Below are 26,016 nucleotides of genomic sequence, written 5' to 3' on the forward strand. Positions count from 1 at the left end.
ACTTCACGGCCTTTCCCCGATAGAATATCGGGAAAAGGCCGTGGCATAATACTCTTTTTATTACTGTCTACTTGACAGGGAGATGACCAGCTGGCTTCTCTTTTTTATTAAAAATCTGTAATTAACTTTTCTTTTAGCTCTCCTACAGATAAAGGTTTCGCATAATAAAATCCCTGTACATAATCACAGCTCATTGATTGTAACAAACTCTCTTGCTCTACTGTTTCTACTCCTTCAGCAACTACTGCTAAATTTAAACTATGAGCAATTTCAATAACGGATTTTACAATCGTTCGTTCTGGTTGTGCGTGATCATAATGAAATTCACGAATAAAATTACGATCAATTTTTACAATATCCAGTGGTAGTTGTTTTAAATAATATAAGGAAGAATAGCCAGTTCCGAAATCATCCAAAGCAATTAACACACCCATATTTCTTAATTCTTGTAATGTAGCAATAATATAATCAAAATGGCGGACTGCTATGCTTTCCGTTATTTCTAATATTAAACGGTTCGGAGGAAAACCCGTTCTCTTTAAAATGCTACGTACAGAGAAAATAAAACGTTTCTGCATTAATTGTTGTATAGATAAATTCACTGATAACTTTAGTCCTTCTTGATAACTTGGCAATGTTTTAAACAATCGGCACGATTTTTCTAATACCCAGTCTCCTAGCTTTATAATAAGTCCAGACTCTTCAGCTACCGGGATAAATTCGTTTGGTGAAATAGGTCCGTCTTCTGTCATACAGCGTACTAGAGCTTCTATACCAGAATATCTCTTCGTTTTCAAATCAATAATAGGCTGCAATACTACATCTAACTCTTCATCACGAATTGCCTTTTGCAAAGCAAACTCAACTTTCATTCTACGATTTATTTTCGCGCGTAGCTCATCCGTAAAGAAACATGCAGCATTTCTCCCCTGTTCTTTTGCACTATACATAGCTAAGTCGGAGTTTTTCAATAATGTTTCCACGTCTTGTCCGTCTTGTGGATAAGAACAAAGTCCTAGACTAGCTGAAATATATACTTCATGGCCTTCAATAATAAATGGTGCCTGGAAACATGACAACACAGATGTCGCTAACTGCCTCATATCATCTTGTCTATGATTTTTTGTTAACAGCACAAATTCGTCGCCACCTAGCCTAGCCAGAACATCTTTCTCTCCTAGTACATAATGCAACCTTGAAGCGACTTCGCTTAAAAGTAAGTCCCCTATCATATGACCTAACGTATCATTTACTAATTTAAAACGGTCCAAATCAAAGTAAATCATACCAAATTCTTTTTTATCTGCAATCAATTTATTAACGGTCGTTATTAATTGCAAACGGTTCGGCAAACTCGTTAAAGCATCATGATAGGCAAGTTCCCTATAACGACTTTCACTTAGCCGCAACCTCTGTTCCGCTTCTTTTCTACTACTAATATCATTTCGTATTGCGATAAACTGGTATGGCTCTCCTTTTTCATTTAAAAATGGAACAATTGTTGTTTTGACCCAATAATATGTACCATCTTTCGCTCGATTCCGAATCTCACCTGTCCATACTTTCCCATTCAAAATACGTTTCCATAAGTTTTGAAAAAAGGTTTTCGGATGATGACCTGAATTTAAAATACGGTGATCTTTTCCAATTAATTCTTCCCTTTTGTATTTAGAGATTTCACAAAATTTATCATTTACATATGTAATAAGACCTTCTCGGTCTGTAATTGCAACAATTGAAGACTCATCTAATGCTAACTTTAAATCTCGCAACGAAGAGTCATATAATGCATGACCTCTCTGTTCTAGCATGCGCATCTCTCCTTGCTTCTATCTGACTAAAACACAACCTGTTTCTCTTCATAGAAATAGAGATATTTCATTTTCTAATACTAGCCCTTTACATAAATTATCTTTTTAAATAAACCGATTAAAATAACATAATATTATTTGTAATAAAAAGCAATATTATACCGTTTCAATTATAACTGGTAGCTTCCCATATCTCTAATTACTTCGCGCCTTATTATACCGCAATCCTTTTAAGTAGCTCTATGCAAGCCTTGTTTCCAACTAATACCACTCATATCTGATCTCTTTGTTTTTAATAACGAAATAGAAATTAGATCATACTACATAACTATTCACGAATAATAATATGAAAATCTACATTAATGTGTATGTTTTTGAATTACAATAACAAAATATTAACATATTTCTACCTTAACTTTGGAATTATTTTATAAATAAATACTGTATTAAACTAAAAAAGAGGATAGCCTCTTTTTTAATTTAATACGAATATGGTATTTGCTGATAACCTGGGTATGGCATTGGATACGTTACAGGGTATGGCGATGGATAAGCTACTGGATATGGAGCTGGATAATATCCTCCACTTGTTGCACCTGTTAATGCACCAGCTGTCAGTCCGCCTAACACTCCTCCTGCAAAGCTTCCAGGGAAAAATCCACCTCCCCATGAACTACCACCACCCCAGCCCCATCCGCCTCCGTGATGATGATGGTGATCATAGTGATTGTGTCCTCCATGGTGATGATGTCCACCGTTATGATTGTGCCCACCATGATTGTGTCCTCCATGATGATGATTCCGATAGTACAATCCATTGTTTTCTATATAATTCATGTTTCTCCGCTCCTTTTCGATTTTTTCATTTTCATATGCGTTAAGAGTGAGATAAAAAATGGGATAGTACACTGTATGTAGGACAAATGCGGAAAGTATAGGTGATATGTCTATATTTTGTAAAAAAAGCAAAACACCTTATAATAAAGATGTCATATTACATCTTCTATTTAAGAAGTCTATATTGAAAAAAGATTAGGGGAATTATATAGAAATGAAAAAGCCTATCGTTCAATTACTATTAATATTTACAATCGTATCTATCGTTCTGTTCCTATTAAATACATCGTATATTTCGTTATATACATTTGTCGGTGCTCTATGGTCCATCACAATCGTCGGAATTTCATTCGTTATTTTTATAGAAAATAGATCTCCACAAAGTACGTTAGCATGGTTTTTAGTATTAGCACTTCTTCCTATTATAGGTGTGCTTTTATACGCTATTTTCGGACGCAGCCGCTGGAGAAGAAAAAAACATCTCCATCGTTCAGAAGAACAAAGAAAATTATTCCGTGAAATATTAGAAGGAAGAAGACTAGAGTTATTACTCACAGTCCCACTAAATGAACGTTCCATACATTTAACAGAAGTCATACAAAAATTTGGAGGTGGTCCTGCCGCAGATAAAACAACTACAAAACTTTTAACAAACGGAGATCAAACATTTTCAGAAATTTTGCGAGCTATAGAGCAGGCAAAGCATCATATACATATTCAATACTACATTTATAAATCTGATGAAATTGGTACAAAAGTTCGAGATGCTTTAATACAAAAAGCAAAAGATGGTGTTATTGTACGCTTCCTTTATGATGGCCTTGGAAGTAATACGTTAAGAAGACGATTTTTGCAACCTATGAAAGAAGCTGGGATTGAAATTGTAGAATTTGACCCTATTTTTTCAGCTTGGTTACTTGAAACTGTCAATTATCGTAACCATCGAAAAATCGTTATTGTAGATGGAGAAATTGGTTTTACCGGAGGACTCAACGTCGGTGATGAATATCTTGGCCGTTCAAAGAAATTTCCCGTTTGGCGTGATAGTCATTTAAAAATAGAAGGAAAAGCATTATATAAATTACAAGCAATCTTTCTAGAAGACTGGCTCTATGCCTCTAGTGGTTTAAATACCTATTCCTGGGATCAATTCATGAATAGACAATACTTCCCAGGTAAAGAAATTTCAAATGCAGAAGGTGCTGTTCAAATCGTAGCAAGCGGACCAAGCTCCGATGATAAAAGTATTCGTAATACATTATTAGCTGTTATGGGCTCTGCAAAAAAATCCATTTGGATCGCTACCCCTTACTTTATTCCAGATCAAGAAACTTTAACATTATTACGCTTAAGTGCAATTGCCGGAATAGATGTACGGATTTTATATCCAGGTAAAAGTGATAGCATCATTAGCGATCAAGCATCTCAATCCTATTTCACTCCGCTTTTAAAAGCTGGTGCTTCTATTTACAGTTATAAAGATGGTTTTATGCATGCAAAAATTGTACTCGTTGATGATACAATTGCAACTATCGGAACAGCGAACATGGATGTACGTAGCTTTGAATTGAATTACGAAATTATTAGCGTACTTTATGAATCAAAAACAGTTCACGATATTAAATGTGATTTCGAAGAAGATTTTAAACATTCAACTGAAATTAAATGGAACTCTTTCCAAAAAAGAAGTATAAAAAAACGCATATTGGAGTCTTTCATGAGGCTCATTTCTCCTTTACTGTAGGCAATCAACTTTATCTTGATTGCTTTTTCTTTTCCCTTTATCCTCCTTCCTTTTCTTTGCATACCATATTAAAACAAGTTATCATAAGATGTATTACTTTATGAAAATAATGTTAGGTGGGAAATACATGTTAGAACAATTTCATATACATGCTGATTTAAAACAACAGCTTTCTACGATTCATGAAAAGAATAAACAAGAAGCTGGTGAAAATGCACATTTAATCGGAACGAAAATATATAAAGCGTCTGATAATAGCATTATTGAAGATGCGATTACAGCACTTCTTCTTGGCAAGAACATTCTATTAAAAGGACCGACTGGTAGTGGTAAAACAGTACTAGCGGAAACTCTTTCTTCTTTATTCCAAAAACCAATGCATAGCATTAACTGCTCTGTCGACTTAGATGTAGAGGGTATCTTAGGATACAACACACTACAAACGAAAGATGGTGCATCTGAAGTTTCATTCGTTAACGGTCCTCTTATGAAAGCAATGAAGAACGGTCACTTCCTATATATTGACGAAATCAATATGGCAAAACCTGAAACTTTACCGCTACTTCACGGCGCATTAGATTACCGTAAAATGATCACAAACCCATTTACACAAGAGGTTGTATACGGTGATGACGAATACCGTGTAATTGCTGCGATTAACGAAGGTTACGTTGGAACAAGTGAACTAAATGAAGCGTTAAAAAACCGTTTCGTTATTATTGAAGTTCCTTACATTCAAGGTGACACATTAAAAGAACTATTATTAGCAGAATCAAAATTAAATGATGTTGCAACAATTGAAAAGTTTGTTGCATTTGCAAGCGACCTTATGCCTTTAGCTCGCGATGGACGTGTAAGTGAAGAAGCAGCAAGTATTCGTGGTATTATCGACGCATGTGATTTAGGTGTATATATTCCTATTATGCGAGCGATTGAACGAAGCATAATTGCAAAACTTAATGATGAAACAGAACAAATGACTGTCCGTGAATTAGCAGAAAGTTATTTCTTTGAGGGATAATTTATGAGACAAATTTTTAGTGACAAAAAAATTGATGCGTCGCTGTTTCTACAAATGGAAAACTTAATGTATGCCCTTCTAAAAGAAGACGATGCCTATCTTGAATATGGCTATAAAGCATACTACGACGAAATTGAAAAGAAAGTTGTCATTAGTCACTTTTGGGATGATCGAAAAGAAGAAGATACAGTAATCGGATTAAAAAGCGAAGTGTTCTTAAAAGCACTTGGTAATAAACATTACTCGGACATGACTTTAATTCGTTCTTATGCGATTGAATTGCAAGAATCGCCCCTAAAAAAGTTTTTAACACAATTATTTGTTCTATTAGAAGATTTACGCGTTGAGGAAATCGTAAAGAACTTACGTCCTGGCACGAAGCATGTTTTTAAACGTCGAAAAGAAATGTACCGCAACTATTTCGGCTCTCAAAATGAAATAAACCGCGTTCGTAATTATCACGGTGATCGTCTATTTTGCCTATGCTATCTTTCATTAACGAGCGATAAATATGAAATGTTTAATAATGAATATTTTGAGCAAATTGAAGCGATTTTACATGAAACATTCCAAGCACGTAATACAGAAGATATTATGTATATCGTTGAGAAAATTCGCTATCGCTTAGAGGCGCTTCTTGAAAGTGATATGCTTAACAACTATTTCGGACATGCTCCACTTTACTTATCTGTCCTTGCAGACGAAAAGAACTGTCGCGTCGAAGATTTAGCAAATGATGATACGCAGCTTATAGATGACGATGAAAATAAAAACAAAATGGATGAAAGTTTCTCCACATGGCATCGTGAAAATAAAAATAACGAAAACGAGAACTTTTTACGCTTTGAATTAGAAAGCGGAACAAAAACAAACATGATGGGCGATACTGCTCGCGAATCAGAAGATGGCGACCAAGCACTTGGTTCTGTACAAGGTACTTCTCAAAAAAGTACACAATCCAACTTTGATGGCGCTGATACAGAAGAAGCAAGGGCTTCACACGCTTCTAGCCAGCACGACGGTGCATACGGTAAGTATAATGTAGGTGCTTCTCATACATTTAAAGAAGCTCGCAAAGCAAACTCAGATTAGAAAAAAGATTACCAAGCTATCAAATCAGTCGTCAATAAAGATGTAAAAGAATTAAAGAAAATTATCGAAAAAACGATTGAAAATAAAACGAATGCGAATAGTGATAAATATTACGGAAGACTTCGTAAGAAATTCCTTCGTATTTATACCGAAAAACAACCACGTATGTTTTATAAAAAAGGACAAGAGTCACAAGAACTCGATGTTGCATTCCAACTGTTAGTTGACTGTTCTGGTTCTATGTATAACAAAATGGAAGAAACGAAGAAGAGTGTTGTACTATTCCATGAAGCTTTAAAGTCTTTAAAAATCCCGCACGCTATTAGCGGATTTTGGGAAGATGCCTCTAGCGCTAAACCTGAAGATAAGCCGAACGTTATTCATGAAGTTGTAAATTATAAAAACTCAACGTTACCAAACGTTGGTCCAGAAATTATGCAACTTCGTGAAGAAGAAGATAACCGCGACGGATATATTATTCGTATCGTTTCTGAAAAACTTGCCAAAAGACCTGAGAAACATAAATTCTTACTAGTCTTCACAGACGGTGAGCCTTCTGCGCTAGACTATCAACAAGACGGAATTTTAGATACGCATGAAGCTGTTAAACTCGCGCGTAAAAGTGGTATGGAAGTAATCGGTATCTTCATCGAAGAAGGCGAAGCGAAAGAAGCAACTTATCAATTGATGAAAAACATTTATAACCATCACTTCTTAGTTGCAAATCATGCTGAAGATTTACGATTGAAGATTAAACCATTGCTGAAAAAACTATTACTGAAGACGATTGAATAGAAAACAGGAGCCTTGTGGCTCCTGTTTTTTCGTTCAATTACTTTGTTTCTGGTTGAAACTTGTATGGAATGGCTACTTCTAATAAAGATTCAAATCCTCCGTCATAGTATGGGAAGCGCTCATTCGCAATTGTTCGATCTACCCACTCTATTGCAGAAATTTCACCTTCATCTTCCGCAATAAGTTCCCCTTTTACTACATTCGCTCGGAATGTAAAAAACAGTGCATGATTCCCTGATTCTTCAAAGAATTTTTCATTGATCGCAACAAGTCCACCTAACGTAGCAGTTAAACCTGTCTCTTCTTTCACTTCTCTTATTAGTGCTTCCTCTAATATTTCACCTTTTTCCACAGCCCCACCTGGCAATGACCAAACGTTTTGTTCTGTATTATGTACCATTAATATTTTATCTATTTCCTCGTCATGTATTAGTGCGTATACGACATCAACTCTTTGCATAAGACTTCTCTCCTCCCAAAAATAATGAAGAGCCGATTCCTAAGAATCGACTCTTCCTATTAATTCATCACTAACTCAGCTGCGAGCTTTTTTTTTAACTTAGCCAGCATGTCAGTTGTCATTTTGTCTAAATCGTATTCTGCTTTAAAGCCCCACTCTTTCATTGCTGCAGTTGCGTCAATAGAGTTTGGCCAGCTATCAGCGATTGTTTGACGAGCTGAATCTACTGCGTAATCCATTGTAAACGTCGGAATGTGTTTACGAATTGACGCTGCAATTTGCTCTGGCTCGAAGCTCATTGCTGTAATGTTAAATGCATTTCTATGCACTAGCTTACTTGGATCAGCTTCCATTAATGAAATGATCGCTTGTAAAGCATCAGGCATATACATCATGTCCATGTACGTTCCTTCAGCAATGTATGAGGTGTATGCACCTTTTTTAATCGCCTCATAATAAATTTCAACTGCATAATCAGTTGTTCCGCCTCCTGGAGGAGCTACGTAAGAAATTAAACCTGGGAAACGGACACCGCGCGTATCTACACCAAATTTTTGATGATAATAATCACATAGTAATTCTCCTGCCACTTTGTTTACCCCGTACATCGTAGTAGGACGCTGAATTGTATCTTGCGGTGTATTATCTTTTGGCGTCGATGGACCGAATGCGCCGATAGAACTTGGCGTGAAGAATTTACAGTTTAATTCACGAGCTGCTTCTAATGCATTTACAAGTCCGCCCATATTTAAGTTCCATGCAAATAACGGATTTTTTTCTGCTGTTGCTGAAAGTAAAGCTGCTAAATGAATAATTGTATCTACTTCATTACGCTTTGTGATATCATGTAGTTTTTGTCCATCTGTTACATCTAACGTTTCAAATGGACCAGACGTTACTACTTCACTATCTGTTTCACGAATATCTGTTGCAATAACATTTGATGCGCCGTATACATCACGAAGTTTCATTACTAGTTCAGAACCAATTTGCCCTAAAGAACCGGTTACTAGAATTTTTTTCATTTTCCCCACTCCTCATTTGCAAGCTATTCAAAAGATGTCGTTACTTAAATGATGCCCATTTCTTTTCCTACTTTTTCATACTTAAGAATTGCTTCATCTAACATTTCTTTCGTATGAGCTGCTGTAGGCATATTACGAACGCGCCCTGTTCCTTTTGCTACAGTTGGGAACACGATAGATTTTGCGTATACACCTTCTTCATTTAGACGTTTACTAAATTCTTGTGTTAATACCTCATCCCCAATGATACAAGGTGTAATTGGCGCTTCACTTTCCCCAATGTTAAAGCCAAGTTCTTTTAATCCTTGTTTTAAGTAGCGACCATTTTCCCATAAGCGATCGTGTAACTCTGTGCTTTCCATTAAGATTTCAATTGATCTCATGCCAGCTGCTGCATCAGCTGGTGTTAATGCTGTAGAGAATAAGAATGGACGTGAACGAACTTTTAACCAGTCAATTAAATTTTGTTTCCCTGCTACATATCCACCAATTACCCCAATTGCTTTTGATAATGTACCAATTTGGAAATCAACTTTATCAGAAAGACCGAAGTGCTTTACAGTTCCTGCACCTTTTCCAAGTACACCTGAACCGTGTGCATCATCTACGTATGTCATTAAATCTAACTCTTCTGCAATCTCAACAATTTCTGGTAGTTTTGCAACATCTCCATCCATTGAAAAGACACCGTCTGTAATTACCATTAATTTATTGTAAAGACCTGATTCTTTCGCCGCAATTGCTTTTTGGCGTAAATCTTCCATATCCGAATGTTTATAAACAATAATTTTTGCTTTTGATAGACGACTACCATCAATAATAGAAGCATGGTTTAATTCGTCTGAAAGAATTGCATCATTTTTATCCATAACAGCTGAAATCGCTGCCATATTACAGTTAAATCCTGATTGATAAGCAATTGCTGCTTCTGTATGTTTAAACTTTGCAATTGTTTCTTCTAACTTAATATGCAAATCTAAAGTACCGTTAATTGTACGAACAGCCCCTGCTCCAACACCGTACTTATGAATAGCACCAATTGCTGCTTCTTGCAAACGGCTATCTGTTGCTAATCCAAGATAGTTGTTTGAAGATAAGTTAATATATTCTTTTCCGCCAATTGTAATGATCGGTCCATTTGAACTCTCAAGCGGATCAATTACGTTATAAAGCCCCTTTGATTTTAAATCCTCTAAGTTTTCTTCTAAAAATTTCGCAAGTGTTTTACTAGACATCGTGAAGCCTCCCATCGTTCATGTAAGCGGATTATTGTCTTAATAGTTCTAATAATCCCTCTACTAGCTTAACACGTTTTCAGAATTTATTATAGAAAAATAGTTTAAAGTAACCGCTTACATTTTTAGATTATATATGATTCATTACAATAAATCTATCATTTACTTTTCATATTTGATAGAATTAAAAAAATATTTCGGGAGGTTTCAAACATGGCATTTACAGAATCTGATGTATACAATAACACAGCATTTTTCGAACAATATATGAAACGAAGATACCGAGAAAATAGCCCAAATGAATCCATTGAAAAACCAGTATTCTTTCAGCTCATTGGTCATGTACGAGGAAAACAAATTCTCGATTTAGGCTGTGGTGATGCTAAGTTTGGCGCGGAATTATTAGAAAAGGGATGCTACTCTTACACCGGCATTGAAGGCTCCGAACTTATGTATGAAAAAGCTAAAAAACAACTAGAAAATAAAAATGGATCTGTTCATTTTTTAAACCTCAAAGATTATACCTACCCCTCTTCCACTTTTGATTTAGTAACATCTAGACTCGCCTTACATTATATTGAACATCTTGATACCATTTTTCAAAATGTATTTCAAACTTTAAAAACAAATGGCACCTTTACCTTTAGCGTTCAACATCCCGTTATTACTTCTTCGTTTGAAAGCTTACAAACAAGTGGTAAAAGAACGAGTTGGCTCGTCGATGATTACTTTAAACTAGGCAAACGGGTTGAACCATGGATTGACCAAGAAGTTATTAAATATCATCGTACAACGGAAGATTATTTCACATTATTACAGCAAGCCGGATTTACCATTACATCATTAAAAGAAGCTACACCAAATCCAACCTATTTTCAAAATGAAGCAGATTATAAACGTCGCTTACGTATTCCTCTCTTCCTCTTATTTTCTTGTACCAAATAAAAAAACCGATGAATCACTCATCGTTTTTTTATCTCATTGCCTGAGCAACTTCTTTAACTACACGTCTTCCTCTTCCGTGAGGTATACAAAGCGGTGTTCCAAACAACGGATCCGTACTAATTTGACACTCCATTCGGAATACATCACGTACTAGTTTCTCATCTACCACTTCTTCAGGTTTACCTTGTGCATATATTTGTTTATCTTGAATGGCTACAATGTTATCTGCATAGCGACATGCTAAATTTAAATCGTGTAATACCATAACAATTGTTCTTTGTTCTGTTTCATTTAATTCGAATAATAAATCTAGCACTTCAATTTGGTGAGTCATATCTAAATATGTAGTAGGCTCATCCAGTAAAATAATATCTGTATCTTGTGCAAGCGTCATTGCAATCCAAGCACGTTGTCGTTGTCCACCTGAAAGAGCATGCACATCACGCTCAGCAAATTCTGTCATACCTGTTGCTGCAAGTGCCTTCTGTACCATTTCCTCATCTTTTTCTGACCACTGTTTCAGCCATGTTTGATATGGATAGCGTCCTTGTTTTACAAGTTGCAATACTGTAAGCCCTTCAGGTGCTTGCGGTCCTTGCGGTAAAATTGCCATTTGACGAGCAATTTGCTTCGTTTGCATACTTTGAATAGCTTGATTATCTAACAAAATGTCACCAGTTGTTGGCTTTAATAATCTAGCTAGTGAACGTAATAAAGTTGATTTCCCGCAACCGTTGGAACCGATAAAGATTGTAATTTCACCTTTTGGAATTTCTAAATTCAACTCATCAATAATAATTGTTTCACCATAAGACAACGTCAAACATTTCGTCTCCAATGCTTTTTGCATATTCATCTCCCTTTATGAATTCCGACTTTTATAAAGTAAATAAATAAAATAAGGTGCACCAATTGCTGATGTAAATACCCCTGCTGGAATTTCAAGTGGTGTGAAAACTGTACGCCCAATTAAATCTGCAGCAAGTACTAGAATTGCACCGACAATAGCTGCAACTGGGAGTAATGCACCGTATAAAGAACCAACTAGCCTTCGTGAAATATGAGGTGCCATTAAACCGACAAATCCAATTCCTCCGGCGAAGGCAACTGCTCCCCCAATTAAAGCCGTACTAAGTAATAACATGAATACGCGTGACTTCGTTAAAGGAACACCAAGTCCTACCGCAATATCATCCCCTAGCTCTTGCGCATTTAAATGTCTAGCAGCTATAAATGATATTACCGTTAAAATGAGAACCCACGGTGCAAGCACCATAACGTTTTGCCATGAAGAACCATAAACAGTACCTGTAATCCATACATTCGCTTGACTCGCTTGATAAATTGGTGCCAACAACATAAACAAAGTCGTTGCCGCTTTCGTTAATGCCCAAAACCCCACACCAATTAAAACAAGACTAATCGGCGATAACCCGTCATTTCTCCATGCAAATAAATATACAAAAAGCGCCACAATCGTTGCCCCAACAAAGGCTGCTAACGGCATATAATGAATGCTTACAGTTAGCGCATTATTTTTATCACTAAATATAGCTAAAAACAATACAACTGCAACACTTGCCCCACCCGTAATCCCGATGATATCCGGAGAAGCAAGTGGATTTCGAACGAGACCTTGTAAAATACATCCTGCTACAGCAAGCGCAATTCCTACAAGGATGGCAATTAAAATACGCGGCATACGAAACTTATTTACAACCATGTTAGACATCGCATCGCCATTTCCAGTGATCGCTTGCCATACATCATAAGGAGCAATTTTCATGTCTCCCATACCTGCACTCGCAAAAAATAATCCTATTAAAACAACTAATAAACTAAATAAGACGAGACAAGCTCGTTTATACATTAAAAACGAGGGCCCGCCTTTCCCTATACGAAATGGAATATACTTCTTCATTTGCTAAGCCCTCTCTTACGTGCAATATAAATAAAGAATGGAGCTCCAATAAATGCTGTCATAACTCCTACTGGTACTTCTTGTGGCATAATGACATATCTTGCTGCTATATCAGCTAAGATTAATAGTATTGCACCTAATAAACCGCTATACGGTACTCTCCACCTATGATCTACTCCAACTAGAAATCTGGCAAAATGCGGGGTAACAATACCAATAAATCCAATTGGACCTGCGACCGCAACTGAACCACCAGACAACAGGACAATAATAAGTAGTACGAATGATTTCATTAAAATCGTTCGTTGTCCAAGTCCTTTTGCAACGTCTTCCCCCATCATTAATGTATTTACTTTCCCTGCCATCATAAGAGATGCAATCCATCCTATTAATAAATATGGGAATACAGATTGTAAAATTTCTAACTTTCTCCCTTGCACAGATCCAGCAAGCCAAAATAATACCTCTTCAAGTGCTTTTTCATTTAACACAAGTAATCCTTGTGTTAATGATGAAAATAATGCACTAATTGCGACCCCTGCTAACGTTAACTTAAGAGGTGTAGTCCCTTCTTTTCCTAAAGAACTAGAAGCAAATACAAGTACAGCTGCAACCGCCGCTCCTAAAAAGGCAATCCATGTGAAAGCTGATAATGATGTTACTGAAAAGATTACAATTGCTACAACTATAAAGAACGCAGCACCTGAATTTAATCCAATAAAATCTGGAGAAGCAAGTGAATTCTTAGTTAAAGTTTGCATAAGACAACCAGCAATGGCTAAACTAGCACCAACACTAGCTGCAATTAACGCCCTAGGCAGACGTACATTTTGAATAATAATATGTTCATTGGAACCGTTAAAATGGAAAAAAGCATCCAATGCTAGTTTCCAACTCGTATTTGTATATCCGAAAATAATACTTCCCCAAATACAAATAACGACTGCAATGATTCCAACAAATAATCCAATCCATTTTGCTCGATTTGTTTTTAATAACATGCAGCGTTTCCCCTTCAATGTATAATGATACGTTGTTAGTGTATTTCAACTTAATTCTCATTGTCAACGGAAATGAGAATTATTTTCACCCATATGTATTGACAATCAAAAGATAAAGGCTTAATATCATGCTTGCTATTGAAAAATATTCTCAACATGTAGGGGGTACATAATGAATTTCATGCGGAAGAAATCGTTTACAGTATTTGTATTTTTACTAGCATTTTCAATGCTTTTAAGCGCTTGTGGAAAATCAAATAACAAAGAAGAATCTACAAAAGAAGATAATAAAAAAGAAGTGGTTACTGTAGAACATGCAATGGGTAAAACAGAAGTTCCTGCTAATCCAAAACGTGTAGTTATCTTAACAAATGAAGGAACTGAAGCTTTACTTGAATTAGGTGTGAAACCAGTTGGTGCTGTAAAGTCTTGGACTGGTGACCCATGGTATCCACATATTAAGGATAAAATGAAAAATGTAAAAGTTGTTGGTGATGAAGGACAAGTTAACGTTGAAACAATTGCTTCTTTAAAACCAGACTTAATTATCGGTAATAAAATGCGCCACGAAAAAGTGTACGAACAACTAAAAGCAATTGCACCTACTGTGTTCTCAGAAACATTACGTGGTGAATGGAAAGATAACTTCAAATTTTATGCAAAAGCATTAAATAAAGAAAAAGAAGGTCAAAAAGTTGTAGCTGATTACGAATCACGTATAAAAGATTTAAAAGGCAAACTTGGCGATAAAGTAAACCAAGAAATCTCTATGGTTCGTTTCATGCCTGGTGATGTTCGTATTTATCATGGCGATACATTCTCTGGTGTTATTTTAAAAGAACTTGGATTTAAACGTCCTGGAGATCAAAATAAAGATGATTTTGCAGAGCGTAACGTATCTAAAGAGCGTATTTCTGCTATGGATGGTGACGTATTATTCTACTTCACATTCGATAAAGGAAATGAGAAAAAAGGGTCTGAACTAGAAAAAGAGTATATAAACGATCCTCTATTTAAAAATTTAAATGCAGTAAAAAATGGTAAAGCATACAAAGTTGATGACGTTATTTGGAATACAGCTGGTGGCGTAATGGCCGCTAACCTACTATTAGATGACATCGAAAAACGCTTTGTTAAATAATATTTCCTTAACCAGCTCCCTTCTGTGGAGCTGGTTATTTTTCAATTCACTTAAATGTCACATTATTTCGTTTTGTATTTTTATTCCCAATATGTTATATTGAGAAAGTAAATAGAATATATTTTCTTTATATCAGAATAAATGTTTTAATCTAAATTTTCTGATTAATCACTATTTTATTTTCTTTTAGAATTCAATTATTACATTTGAAAACGCTTATCATCTCGTTTTCAGGGCAAAATACAGTAACGGTCGAAGAAAATAGAACTTTTTTAGAAATTTTCTTTCTATTTCCATATAATTCTATTGACTTCTAAATATTCTGTAAATTAAAATGATTACATAAATATCCGTTATACAGGATTAGGGGGAAACAAAAATGGATGCAGCTTTAAAATTAGACAAAGCTGGAGAGCAACAATCACCAAAAAAACATCCACCAGGGTTATACTTGTTGTTCTTTACAGAGGCGTGGGAAAGATTTAGTTATTACGGAATGCGTGGCTTATTAGTTCTTTATTTAACAACGAGCTTAGTAAGCGGCGGTTTAGGATTTGATAAAGCAGTTGCAGTTCAAATTTACGGTATTTTCACAATGTTAGTATACTTCACACCTATTATTGGTGGTTGGTTAACTGACCATTTCATTACGAAGCGACATGCCATTACTATTGGTGGTATCATCATGGCAATTGGTAACTTTGTATTATTCTCAATGAACACAAAAACTGGACTTTTCTTAGGATTAGGATTATTAGTTATTGGTAACGGATTCTTCAAACCAAATATTTCGACTTTATTAGGTCAATTATATAGCGAAAACGATTCTCGTCGTGATAGTGCCTTCACTATCTTCTACATGGGGATTAACTTAGGAGCTCTTATCGCACCATTCATTTGCGGTTACTTCGCAGATTATAGATACGGTTTCTTAACAGCTTGTATCGGTATGATTATTGGGCAGCTTGCCTTTAATTTCTTAGCACCTCGTTACTTAGGGTCTATCGGAACAACTGTTGTAGGTAAACAATCTAAAGAAAAAAATGCAAAAGCAATTGAGAAAAAACCTTTAACAACACAAGAGAAAAAACGTACTGCTGCAATTTTAATTTTAACTTGTTTCGTAGTATTCTTCTGGGCAGGATTTGAGCAAGCTGGTAGTTCTTTAACACTTTACACAGATAAGTTCGTAGATCGTACAATTGGTGGATTTACAATTCCAACACCTTGGTTCCAATCTGTAAACCCACTATTCATTATCTTACTAGCATTACCTGTTTCTGCGTTATGGATTAAGCTTTCAAAAACAAAAAATGGCGATTTGAAAATCCCAACAAAAATGGCATTAGGCATGATTTTACTAGGGATTGGATATTTAGTTCTAACTTTAGCTGTTTTAAAAACTGGTAGCGATGAAGGTAACATTACAATGAAAGCAAACTTACTATTCATTGTATTCACTTACATGTTCCACACAATCGGTGAGTTATTCTTATCACCAATCGGATTATCTATGGTAAGTGCAATTGCTCCTGTTAAATTAGCATCATTATTAATGGGTGTATGGTTAGCTGGTACTGGCTTCGCAAACTTATTAGCAGGACAATTAGCCGCTTTCACTCAATCTTTAGGATATTTAGAAGTATTCGCAAGCATCGGTATTATCGTAATTGTACTGGGATTAGTACTTCTTATGTTCTCTAAGAAAATTGCACATATGATGGAATAACAAAAAGACGCTTCTAAAATTAGAAGCGTCTTTTTTATTACTTCTCCTCTAAAGCTGTCACGTCCACATGAACGCTCTCACCAGGATTAGATACATCATACACTTGAGCACTCCCCTTCTGCTCATCACAGCTCTCAATCCATACTGGTACGCCCTCATATGTAACGTCAATTCTACTTGAAGAAGATAAGATTTGTTTCACACGTTTCACATCCATACTACTATCCCTCCTTTTGCTTACTATACTCCTTTTTATCTTTTCTTTTCCTTTTAGAATATATTCCGTAAGGCAGCATATTGATTGATAGTCATTTCTTCCTAACATGCTAATATTTACTCTCTCGCTACCTTTCTGACAAATAAAAAAAGACGTATATTCTACACGTCTTTTTCCATAATATTCAAATTTTAAGAAAATAATGTTTTTACTACTGCACTTACTTTATCATTATGGATTTGATAATACACTTCTAATCCTCGTCTTTCAAAGCGTACTACTTTATTTTGCTTTAACTTCGTTAAATGTTGTGAAACAGTTGATTGTGGAATTTCTAATACTTCCTGTAGCTGTGTTACATTACATGTTCCTCTTTGCATAAGTTCCATTACTAGACGTAGACGAAGTGGGTGAGCTAACGCTCTTAACATTTGTACATCTTCTTCTGAAATACGACATTCGAATTGATTTTGGCTCATAAAGTTCCCCTCATTTTCGTTTTTATTTGCGTTTTTATGTTCTTTTTATTTATTTATATATCTGTTCTTATATTTCCTGTTACGACATAACTTTATCAACCTATAAAGCCGAAAAATTTTTCCATCTTTATCAGCAAAAATTCAGGAAAAAATCCTTGCTGATTTTGAATATTATACTATATGATATAACGAAAAAGCAAAATAATGGCCTACGAATACTTTGCTTGCAAACGTTGTTTTATCAGGCTTTTTGTTATATTTTCACCTCATTGAAATGCACAGTAACGGTATTGTAAAATACCGTCTATAATTGATAACCTATCGTAATGTAGTTGAACTATAATTAACCTCTTTGTTACGCTAAAAGGAATTTTCAGTAAAAAGAGATGATGTGATATTAAAAATTTGTTTCTTATTTTTTATTCGTATTGCAAGCGGTTGGATTGTTGTGCAAAACTTCCTATTAAATCCACTCACCGTTCCCCCCACTAGATCAAACAGGACAGATAATTGCATATATCAAACTTTATACTTAATATAAAAGACTTCATCTAATATACGCCTATAAGGAACATGCCATCTGAATAAGCAAAATAATATGCACATAGTTTATACAGCGCACTTAAATTCATTTGAGTGTGTTTTTTGTCTACTTTATGAACAAAGCTTTTCTTTTAACACTATTATGGAATAATTATACTTTTTTACGTTGACAATAGTGTTGAAGGAGAATATACTAAGCATGTAAGTTTATTGTGAATTGTTTCACAAATAATGTGAATTTCTTCACATATAATAGATAGGAGTTGTCATTATTATGAGTACTTGGACACAAATTTATGACCCGTTAAACAATATTTGGTTATCTGCACTAATCGCAGCACTTCCAATCTTTTGTTTCATCATTTGTTTAATGGGATTCAAAATGAAAAGTTACATGGCTGGTCTTTATAGTGTGATTGTCGCTATTATCCTTGCAATATTTGTTTATAAAATGCCAGCAACAGTATCTGTAGCATCTGCCGGATTCGGTGTTTTATCTGGATTTTATCCAATTTGTACTATCGTTATCGCTGCAATTTTCCTTTACAAATTAACTGTTAAAACAGAGCAATTCAATATTATTCGCGATAGTATTTCAAGCATTACAAATGATCAACGTTTACAAGTATTATTAATCGCTTATTCTTTCGGTGCTTTCTTAGAAGGCGCAGCTGGTCTAGGGGTTCCAGTTGCTATTACAGCCGCACTACTTGTAGGTATGGGCTTTAATCCATTAAAAGCAGCAGGTATTTGTTTAGTAGCTAATATTGCTGGTGGTGCTATGGGTGCTATGGGTATTCCAGTTACAGTACCAGCACAATTAACTCAACTTGACGCATTAACTATTGGTCGTCAAACTGTTCTTATTTTACCTTTCATTAGTGTTATCTTACCTTTCTTACTTGTTTCAATGGTCGATGGAATTAAAGGTATTAAAGAAACTTGGCAAGGTATTCTTGTAAGTGGTGTTTCTTTCGCTATTACTCAATTCGCTGTAACTTACTTCTTAGGCGCAGAACTTACTAATATTTTCGCAGCCGTTGTAAGTATGATTGCTCTTGCATTATTCTTACGTGTTTGGCAACCAAAATCTTCTACTAAAGAAGAAAAACAAGAAACTAAAGTATCACATACATTCAATCAAATTTTATATGCTTGGTCTCCATTCGTATTCTTAACTGCATTTGTAACAATCTTTAACTTAAAACCGATTAAAGCTTTATTTGCTCCAGATGGTGCGTTAGCAAACTTAGTATTTAACATTCAGTTCCCTGGTCTTCATAATGCTGTTATGAAAACTACACCAATTACAAAAGCTGATACACCTTTCGCAGCTGTTTTCAAATTTGATGTATTCTCTTCTACAACTACTGCGATTGTACTAGCAATTATCGTTTCACTTATCGTTTACCGCGTAAAAGGTAAAATGGTTAAGGAATTAATGATTGAAACAATGAAAGAATTAAAAGCTCCAGTATATACAATTTGTAGCGTTATCGCTTTAGCTTACGTAGAGAACTACTCTGGTATGTCATCTACACTTGGACTTGCATTCTCTTCTACTGGTAATGCATTCCCAGTTCTTTCTCCAATCTTAGGATGGATTGGCGTATTCATTACAGGTTCAGTAGTTTCAAGTGGTTCTTTATTCGCACCACTTCAAGCAGTAACAGCAGACCAGTTAAACATCGTTCCTTCTACACTCGTTGCCTTAAACGTAGTAGGTGGTACAATGGCAAAAATGGTTTCACCACAATCTGTAGCAGTTGCTTGTGCCGCAGTTGGACTAGTTGGTAAAGAATCTGCTCTATTTAAAACAGCAATGAAATACAGTTTAATCTTCTTAGCTGTTATTAGCTTACTTCAATTAAACGCTGTATTTAATATCTTTTAAAAATAAAACACCGATCCAAATGGATCGGTGTTTTTCACATTACATTTCTTTATTTTTTAATAAAGAAGCTCCAGCAATTTCAGGGTGAGTCATTTCGAATGGATCTAAAATAATATCCAATTCCTCTTCTGTCAGTACACCATGCTCTAAACATAACTCCCTAACAGATTTTCCTGTTTCAATCGCTTCACGTGCAATACGAGATGCTGCTTCATAACCAATATGAGGATTAACTGCTGTAATAATTCCAACACTTTTCTCAACATATTGCTTCAGCAATTCTTCATTTGCTGTAATTCCTTCAATACAATATTCACGGAATACACGGAATCCATTATTCATAATACTTATAGATTGAATTAAATTAAATACAAGCACAGGCTCCATTACGTTTAACTCTAATTGTCCTGCTTCTGATGCTAAGCAAATTGTATGATCGTTTCCGATTACTTGGAATGCGACTTGGTTAATCACTTCTGCCATAACTGGATTTACTTTACCTGGCATAATCGATGAACCTGGCTGACGTGCTGGCAATTGAATTTCAGCCAACCCAACACGTGGCCCAGACGCCATAATACGAAGATCGTTTGCAATTTTAGACATGTTCATCATACATACTTTAAGTGCTGCAGATACTTCTGTGTATGCATCTGTATTTTGCGTTGCATCAACTAAATGCTCTGCACCAACAAGTGGGAACCCACTAAACGTTCTTAAATGTTTTACCACCTGTTCAATATACGTAGGATTTGCATTTAATCCTGTACCAACAGCTGTCGCCCCCATATTCACTTCATATAAATGTTGACGAGACTGTTTAATTCTTTTTATATCACGCGCAAGCACTCGGCTATACGCTTCAAATTCTTGTCCAAGGCGAATTGGAACTGCATCTTGTAAATGTGTGCGTCCCATTTTAATAACGTGATCAAACTCTTTTGCTTTTTTACGAAAAGCAGAATGAAGTTCTTCCATTGTAATAAGAAGCTTTTCTAACATCATAAGAGTTGCAATATGAATTCCTGTCGGAAACGCATCGTTCGTTGATTGGGCCATGTTCACATGAGTGTTTGGGCTAATTTTCGCATACGCCCCTTTTTCATATCCCATACGTTCTAACGCTCTATTCGCAATTACTTCATTTGTATTCATATTAATAGAAGTTCCGGCTCCGCCTTGAATAGGATCCACGATAAATTGATCATGAAACTTTCCATCAACAATTTCTTGCGCTGCTTCTGCAATTTCATGTCCAATGTCTTTAGCTAAGTAACCAGTATCTATATTCGCAAGCGCCGCCGCTTTTTTCACAATTGCCATTGCTGTAATGAGTGATGGATGAATGCGATATCCTGTAATTGGGAAGTTTTCTACGGCACGTAATGTTTGTACACCATAATAAGCTGCACTTGGTACTTCTTTTTCACCTAAAAAATCTTTTTCTATACGTATATCCTTCGTTGCTATCATTTTTATCACCTATACTTTTTCATTCTAAATCCTTATCCAAAAAATCCGCCCTCTAAAAACACGAGTATCATTCAGAAGAATTTTTCAGTATCCACCTTCACTATATAGTACCTTTTTTGAAAGCGCAAACATTTATTTTTCTGCATATCCTTTTTATTAAAGTTTATAGAAAATCATTCTTCTACTTTCCTTATTTCCACTCGTTTAATTTGATGCATATCCTTTTCAAGGACTTTAAAATAAAAACCGTATTTCTCAATAACATCTCCTTCAGCAACGATTTGTTTTTGTACCATAATCCAGCCACCAATTGTATCTACATCATCAGCAATTAAATGTATGCCAAGCAAATCATTTACTTCACTAATAAGCACTTTTCCCTCTACGATTTTATAACCTTCACTTACATACTCTATAGGTGGATTCTCATCTTCATCGTATTCATCTCGAATTTCTCCAACAATTTCTTCTAAAATATCTTCTAGTGTAACAATCCCTGCTGTACCACCATATTCATCATACAATACAGCTAATGGAATGTGTTTTCTTTGCATTTGTAATAGTAAATCATGAATTGGAATATTTTCTAGCACTTCAATAACTGGCCTTGTATATGGCATAATCGAGCACTCCTCGTCCCGATTACCATCCATATAACGAATAAATAAATCTTTTACATTAACCATCCCAATAATTTCATCTTTATCTTCACCAAATACAGGATATCTCGTGTACTTTTCTTGCGCGATTACTTTAATATGTGTTTCAAATGGTTCGTCCTCATATAAGCCTACAACTTCCGTACGAGGTACCATAATTTCTTTTGCTACTCTATTATCAAATTCAAAAATATTATTTACATATTTAAATTCCCTTTGGTTAATCTCTCCGCTCTCATAGCTCTCAGATAAGATTAACCTTAATTCTTCTTCTGAATGAGCTACTTCATGTTCAGAAGCTGGATTTAATCCAAATAAACCAGTTACAACCCTCGCTGAACCATTCAAAGCCCAAATAAACGGATACATAACTCGGTAAAAATAAATAAGTGGCTTCGATAACAATAAGCTAACTTGTTCTGCTTTTTGTATAGCAAATGTCTTTGGAGCAAGTTCCCCAATGACAACATGTAAAAATGTAATTACTGCAAAGGCAATAATAAATGAAACTGTACTGGAAATTGTAGGTGAGAATTGCAATTTTAAAAACAACGGCTCGAGTAAATGTTTAATGGTTGGTTCCCCTAACCACCCGAGCCCTAAAGCAGTAATTGTAATACCTAGCTGACAGGCCGATAAATATTCATCTAAATTTGTAGTTACCTTTTTAGCGGCCAGTGCACCTCGTCTTTTTTCGCTAACGAGTTGATCAATACGACTGCTACGTACCTTAATAATTGCAAATTCAACAGCCACAAAAAATGCTGTTAACCCAATAAGAATGACTACCATCAATAATTTTAAAATATCCACATATGCTCTTTAGCTTTCTTAGCTAAAGTTACACCTCCTTTTAAAAAGAAGTTTCACTTTAGTTTCTTCAATTATTGGAAAGCAACTCTATATAAAATCCACCAATTTTCAAACCTCATACAATTCTAAAGGTAAACCATCAGGGTCTTGGAAAAAGACGAATTTCTTCCCCGTTATTTCATCAATACGGATCGGTTCGGTCTCAACACCACATTGATTTAAATGCTTCACAGCTTCTTCTATATTTGTAACAGCAAATGCTAAATGTCTAAGACCGGCTGCTTCTGGAAAACTTTTGCGCTCAGGCGGATTTGGAAATGAAAATAATTCGATTTGATACTCTTCTCCTACACATAAATCTAATTTATAAGAATCTCGTTCCTTTCTATATACTTCATTCATTTCTTTAAACCCTAATATTCTAGTATAAAAATACTTTGACGTCTCATAATTCGAACAAATAATTGCAACGTGATGCACTCTACATATATTCATACTCTCTCTATTCCTTTCTTTACCAAAGATGCATATTCTCCCTTGAAATGAAAAACATATATAGCAGAATATCTCTTTTAGGGGGCTTACCATGAAATTCATTACTTTTTTCGTCGGACTAATTGTTGTTTTCTTGCTCGCTTATATTGCTAGCAATAATAAGAAGCATATTAAATTTAAACCAATTTTTATCATGCTTATTATACAGTTAATTTTAACCTATTTACTATTAAATACAGAAATCGGCCTCATACTTATTAGAATCATTTCCAGTTTGTTTACAAAGCTACTCGAGTATGCTGCTAATGGAATAAATTTCGTATTTGGTGGTCTTGCAAATAAAGGTGAAATGCCATTTTTCCTTACTGTATTATTACCAATCGTCTTTATTTCTGTTTTAATTGGTATATTACAACATTTCAAAATACTACCATTTTTCATTCGTTGGATCGGGTACTTTCTTAGTAAAATAAATGGTCTTGGGAAATTAGAATCTTACAACGCTATCGCCTCTGCCATTGTCGGCCAATCAGAAGTTTTTATTACAGTAAAAAAGCAATTAGCTCAAATCCCAAAACACCGTCTTTATACACTTTGTGCCTCCGCTATGTCAACCGTATCTATGTCTATCGTAGGTGCCTATATGACAATGATTGAACCTAAGTATGTAGTAACTGCACTCGTTCTCAATTTATTTAGCGGTTTTATTATCGTACTCATCATTAACCCTTACGACGTTAAAGATGACGAAGATATTTTAGAAATCAAAGGTGAAAAACAAAGCTTTTTTGAAATGCTTGGAGAATACATTCTTGATGGTTTTCGTGTAGCCATTGTTGTCGGCGCTATGCTCATCGGATTTGTTGCCTTAATTAGTTGTATTAATGACTTGTTCCTCATTATATTCGGTATTACGTTCCAACAATTAATTGGCTACGTATTTGCACCTATCGCATTCCTTATCGGTGTACCAAGTTCTGAAATTGTAGCAGCTGGCAGCATTATGGCAACGAAGCTTGTAACGAATGAATTTGTCGCAATGATGGACCTTAGTAAAATTTCTAATAGTCTTTCTCCCCGTACAGTTGGTATTATTTCTGTTTTCCTTGTATCTTTTGCCAATTTTTCTTCCATTGGTATTATTTCAGGTGCGGTAAAAGGACTAAACGAAGAACAAGGAAACGTTGTTGCGAGGTTTGGCCTTAAATTACTATATGGAGCTACTCTCGTTAGTATTTTATCTGCAATTATCGTAAGCATTATGTTGTAATTAGGTAAAATTTTATCATTTTCTTATCCCTATCTTTTGTATACAATAACGAATAGGTGTCTTATAAAGTGAAACTTTAATCAGAGTGGGGCTATCCCCACTCTGATTATTAGCCTTCACCAATCGGGTATTTACGGGCAGTTATCTCCCACCTAACTTCATTGTATTCACTGGACTTTGAGGTGGGCGTTTTACTGCTCGTTAATACGGGATAAATAATCAAGACATCTATTTTTTATACATGTACAATCGCTTTTATTTAGCGTAAAATATTTTTTATGTGTTTGAATACACTTCTAAATGTATACACTTTGATAGTTTTAAAGGAGAAAAAATGATGAAATCCGACACGAACAACAATACGCGAGCCAAAAAAGGACGCTCAAAGAAAAAACGCCTACTTTGGTTCCTTCTTATTCCATTACTAATTGTAGCACTTGGAGCAGGAGGCTACTCCTTCCATATATACAGTAAAGCAAAGTCCGTCTTAAATAATGCTTATGCTGAACTAGGTCGAGGAGATAAGTCCAGTAAACGTGAAAAAGCTGTTAAACCTATGACCGACAATATTTCCGTACTAATTATGGGTGTTGATGAAAGTGATATTAGGGAAAAAGGTTATGGAAAAGCAACTCGAACAGATGCGTTATTACTTGCAACAATTAATAAAAACGATAAATCCGTTAAACTTGTAAGCATTCCACGTGACTCACGCGTCTACATTAAATCACGTGATAAATACGATAAAATCACACATGCGCACGTATTCGGTGGTGTAGACAGCACAATTGATACGGTAGAGAACTTTTTAGATGTTCCAGTTGATTATTATGTAAAATTCAATTTTAAATCCTTTATTAAAATTGTTGATTCTCTTGGTGGCATTACTGTGGACGTTCCAGTTGAATTCACAGAGCAAAACAGTAAAGATGAAGCAGATGCAATTCATCTAAAAAAAGGACGTCAACATTTAAATGGAGAAGAGGCACTGGCACTAGCTAGAACTCGTCACATCGATAGTGATTATATGCGTGGCCAACGACAACAGCTTGTATTAGAGGCCATTGCTGAAAAGGCACTATCTCTTAATTCCATTAATAAAATCGGTGGCCTACTAGACGCTGTCGATAAAGACTTAAAAACCAATTTAACTTTTGATGATATGATGACAATTACAAAAAATTCAATGGATTCAAATTTAAAGATGGAAAAAATGCAAGTAGAAGGTACAGATAAATATATAGGTGGTATTTATTATTACGTTCCAAATGAAAAAAGCGTCGATACTATTTCAACTACCCTTCAAAAACATCTCGGTGTTACGAATAAAAATGAACATAAAAAATTATAATAAAAAGGCTGCTAGATCTTTCTAGACAGCCTTTTTATTATATTTTTCATACACATTGTGACAAG

21 protein-coding genes and 1 pseudogene are annotated in these 26,016 nt (G+C 35.2%); 9 read left to right on the top strand and 13 right to left on the bottom strand.

Features of this window, described 5'->3' with window-relative positions; translation table 11 throughout:
• Positions 1–107 precede the first annotated feature (107 nt).
• Complete coding sequence (locus MR169_RS23940) at positions 108–1,811, bottom strand: putative bifunctional diguanylate cyclase/phosphodiesterase (protein WP_242320133.1); 1,704 nt, start codon at positions 1,809–1,811, stop codon at positions 108–110.
• Between the two features lie 480 nt (positions 1,812–2,291).
• Positions 2,292–2,648, bottom strand: a complete 357-nt coding sequence (locus MR169_RS23945) for a hypothetical protein (protein WP_001106406.1) — start codon at positions 2,646–2,648, stop codon at positions 2,292–2,294.
• Between the two features lie 214 nt (positions 2,649–2,862).
• On the opposite strand from MR169_RS23945, the gene MR169_RS23950 reads away from it, so the two are divergent.
• From MR169_RS23950 to MR169_RS23960, 3 genes and pseudogenes are all read left to right on the top strand, one after another.
• Positions 2,863–4,392, top strand: coding sequence for a cardiolipin synthase (locus MR169_RS23950; protein WP_000743029.1), 1,530 nt, complete (start codon positions 2,863–2,865; stop codon positions 4,390–4,392).
• Positions 4,393–4,519: 127 nt separating this feature from the next.
• A complete protein-coding gene (locus tag MR169_RS23955; protein ID WP_000892972.1) occupies positions 4,520–5,413 on the top strand; it encodes an ATP-binding protein in 894 nt (297 codons plus the stop codon).
• Positions 5,414–5,416: 3 nt separating this feature from the next.
• Positions 5,417–7,300 (top strand): annotated as a pseudogene (locus tag MR169_RS23960) (vWA domain-containing protein).
• A gap of 37 nt (positions 7,301–7,337) precedes the next feature.
• Here MR169_RS23960 and MR169_RS23965 read toward each other — a convergent pair.
• The 3 genes from MR169_RS23965 to MR169_RS23975 are packed head-to-tail and all read right to left on the bottom strand — an operon-like array spanning position 7,338 to position 10,020.
• Positions 7,338–7,760 carry an NUDIX hydrolase gene (locus MR169_RS23965; RefSeq protein ID WP_001189928.1) on the bottom strand — a complete coding sequence of 141 codons (423 nt, stop codon included), beginning with the start codon at positions 7,758–7,760 and terminating at the stop codon, positions 7,338–7,340.
• A 59-nt stretch (positions 7,761–7,819) separates the two neighbouring features.
• Positions 7,820–8,785, bottom strand: coding sequence for an L-threonine 3-dehydrogenase (locus MR169_RS23970; RefSeq protein ID WP_044797126.1), 966 nt, complete (start codon positions 8,783–8,785; stop codon positions 7,820–7,822).
• Positions 8,786–8,829: 44 nt separating this feature from the next.
• Positions 8,830–10,020 carry a glycine C-acetyltransferase gene (locus tag MR169_RS23975; RefSeq protein WP_242320134.1) on the bottom strand — a complete coding sequence of 397 codons (1,191 nt, stop codon included), beginning with the start codon at positions 10,018–10,020 and terminating at the stop codon, positions 8,830–8,832.
• Between the two features lie 213 nt (positions 10,021–10,233).
• On the opposite strand from MR169_RS23975, the gene MR169_RS23980 reads away from it, so the two are divergent.
• Entirely contained in the window at positions 10,234–10,965 is a 732-nt protein-coding gene (locus tag MR169_RS23980; protein WP_000885977.1) for a class I SAM-dependent DNA methyltransferase, read from the top strand.
• Between the two features lie 28 nt (positions 10,966–10,993).
• Here the strand turns inward: MR169_RS23980 and MR169_RS23985 are convergent, their stop codons facing one another.
• The 3 genes from MR169_RS23985 to MR169_RS23995 are packed head-to-tail and all read right to left on the bottom strand — an operon-like array spanning position 10,994 to position 13,887.
• The gene (locus tag MR169_RS23985) at positions 10,994–11,815 is read right to left on the bottom strand and encodes an ABC transporter ATP-binding protein (protein WP_001167943.1); all 822 of its coding nucleotides are present in this window, start codon (positions 11,813–11,815) and stop codon (positions 10,994–10,996) included.
• A gap of 12 nt (positions 11,816–11,827) precedes the next feature.
• Positions 11,828–12,886 carry a FecCD family ABC transporter permease gene (locus MR169_RS23990; protein ID WP_000760070.1) on the bottom strand — a complete coding sequence of 353 codons (1,059 nt, stop codon included), beginning with the start codon at positions 12,884–12,886 and terminating at the stop codon, positions 11,828–11,830.
• Entirely contained in the window at positions 12,883–13,887 is a 1,005-nt protein-coding gene (locus MR169_RS23995; RefSeq protein ID WP_242320135.1) for a FecCD family ABC transporter permease, read from the bottom strand. Before MR169_RS23995 ends, MR169_RS23990 begins: the two co-directional genes overlap by 4 nt.
• 172 nt (positions 13,888–14,059) lie before the next feature.
• On the opposite strand from MR169_RS23995, the gene MR169_RS24000 reads away from it, so the two are divergent.
• Together MR169_RS24000 and MR169_RS24005 are read left to right on the top strand one after the other, a co-directional pair.
• Positions 14,060–15,028, top strand: coding sequence for an ABC transporter substrate-binding protein (locus MR169_RS24000; protein WP_001010279.1), 969 nt, complete (start codon positions 14,060–14,062; stop codon positions 15,026–15,028).
• Positions 15,029–15,407: 379 nt separating this feature from the next.
• Positions 15,408–16,757: a peptide MFS transporter gene (locus tag MR169_RS24005; protein WP_000338314.1), complete on the top strand. Its 1,350-nt coding sequence runs from the start codon at positions 15,408–15,410 to the stop codon at positions 16,755–16,757.
• A gap of 37 nt (positions 16,758–16,794) precedes the next feature.
• On the opposite strand, the gene MR169_RS24010 is transcribed toward MR169_RS24005, so the two are convergent.
• Together MR169_RS24010 and MR169_RS24015 are read right to left on the bottom strand one after the other, a co-directional pair.
• The gene (locus MR169_RS24010) at positions 16,795–16,974 is read right to left on the bottom strand and encodes an acid-soluble spore protein H (protein WP_000382679.1); all 180 of its coding nucleotides are present in this window, start codon (positions 16,972–16,974) and stop codon (positions 16,795–16,797) included.
• Between the two features lie 191 nt (positions 16,975–17,165).
• Complete coding sequence (locus MR169_RS24015) at positions 17,166–17,453, bottom strand: ArsR/SmtB family transcription factor (protein WP_000081428.1); 288 nt, start codon at positions 17,451–17,453, stop codon at positions 17,166–17,168.
• A gap of 817 nt (positions 17,454–18,270) precedes the next feature.
• Between MR169_RS24015 and MR169_RS24020 the strand changes: the two genes are divergently transcribed.
• On the top strand, positions 18,271–19,890 hold the full coding sequence (locus MR169_RS24020; RefSeq protein WP_242320136.1) for an L-lactate permease: 1,620 nt from the start codon (positions 18,271–18,273) through the stop codon (positions 19,888–19,890).
• A gap of 39 nt (positions 19,891–19,929) precedes the next feature.
• Here the strand turns inward: MR169_RS24020 and aspA are convergent, their stop codons facing one another.
• The 3 genes from aspA to gloA2 form a co-directional block, all read right to left on the bottom strand.
• Positions 19,930–21,363, bottom strand: a complete 1,434-nt coding sequence (gene aspA / locus MR169_RS24025) for an aspartate ammonia-lyase (protein ID WP_000562129.1) — start codon at positions 21,361–21,363, stop codon at positions 19,930–19,932.
• Positions 21,364–21,536: 173 nt separating this feature from the next.
• A complete protein-coding gene (locus MR169_RS24030) occupies positions 21,537–22,835 on the bottom strand; it encodes a hemolysin family protein (protein WP_242320137.1) in 1,299 nt (432 codons plus the stop codon).
• 108 nt (positions 22,836–22,943) lie between these two features.
• Entirely contained in the window at positions 22,944–23,330 is a 387-nt protein-coding gene (gloA2, locus tag MR169_RS24035) for an SMU1112c/YaeR family gloxylase I-like metalloprotein (protein ID WP_001017685.1), read from the bottom strand.
• A gap of 91 nt (positions 23,331–23,421) precedes the next feature.
• On the opposite strand from gloA2, the gene MR169_RS24040 reads away from it, so the two are divergent.
• The gene (locus MR169_RS24040) at positions 23,422–24,600 is read left to right on the top strand and encodes a NupC/NupG family nucleoside CNT transporter (RefSeq protein ID WP_000668870.1); all 1,179 of its coding nucleotides are present in this window, start codon (positions 23,422–23,424) and stop codon (positions 24,598–24,600) included.
• Between the two features lie 334 nt (positions 24,601–24,934).
• Positions 24,935–25,951, top strand: a complete 1,017-nt coding sequence (locus MR169_RS24045) for an LCP family protein (protein WP_002163841.1) — start codon at positions 24,935–24,937, stop codon at positions 25,949–25,951.
• The last annotated feature ends 65 nt before the right edge of the window (positions 25,952–26,016 follow it).

It is taken from the genome of Bacillus cereus group sp. BfR-BA-01349, assembly GCF_022663795.1.
Classification (GTDB): domain Bacteria; phylum Bacillota; class Bacilli; order Bacillales; family Bacillaceae_G; genus Bacillus_A; species Bacillus_A cereus.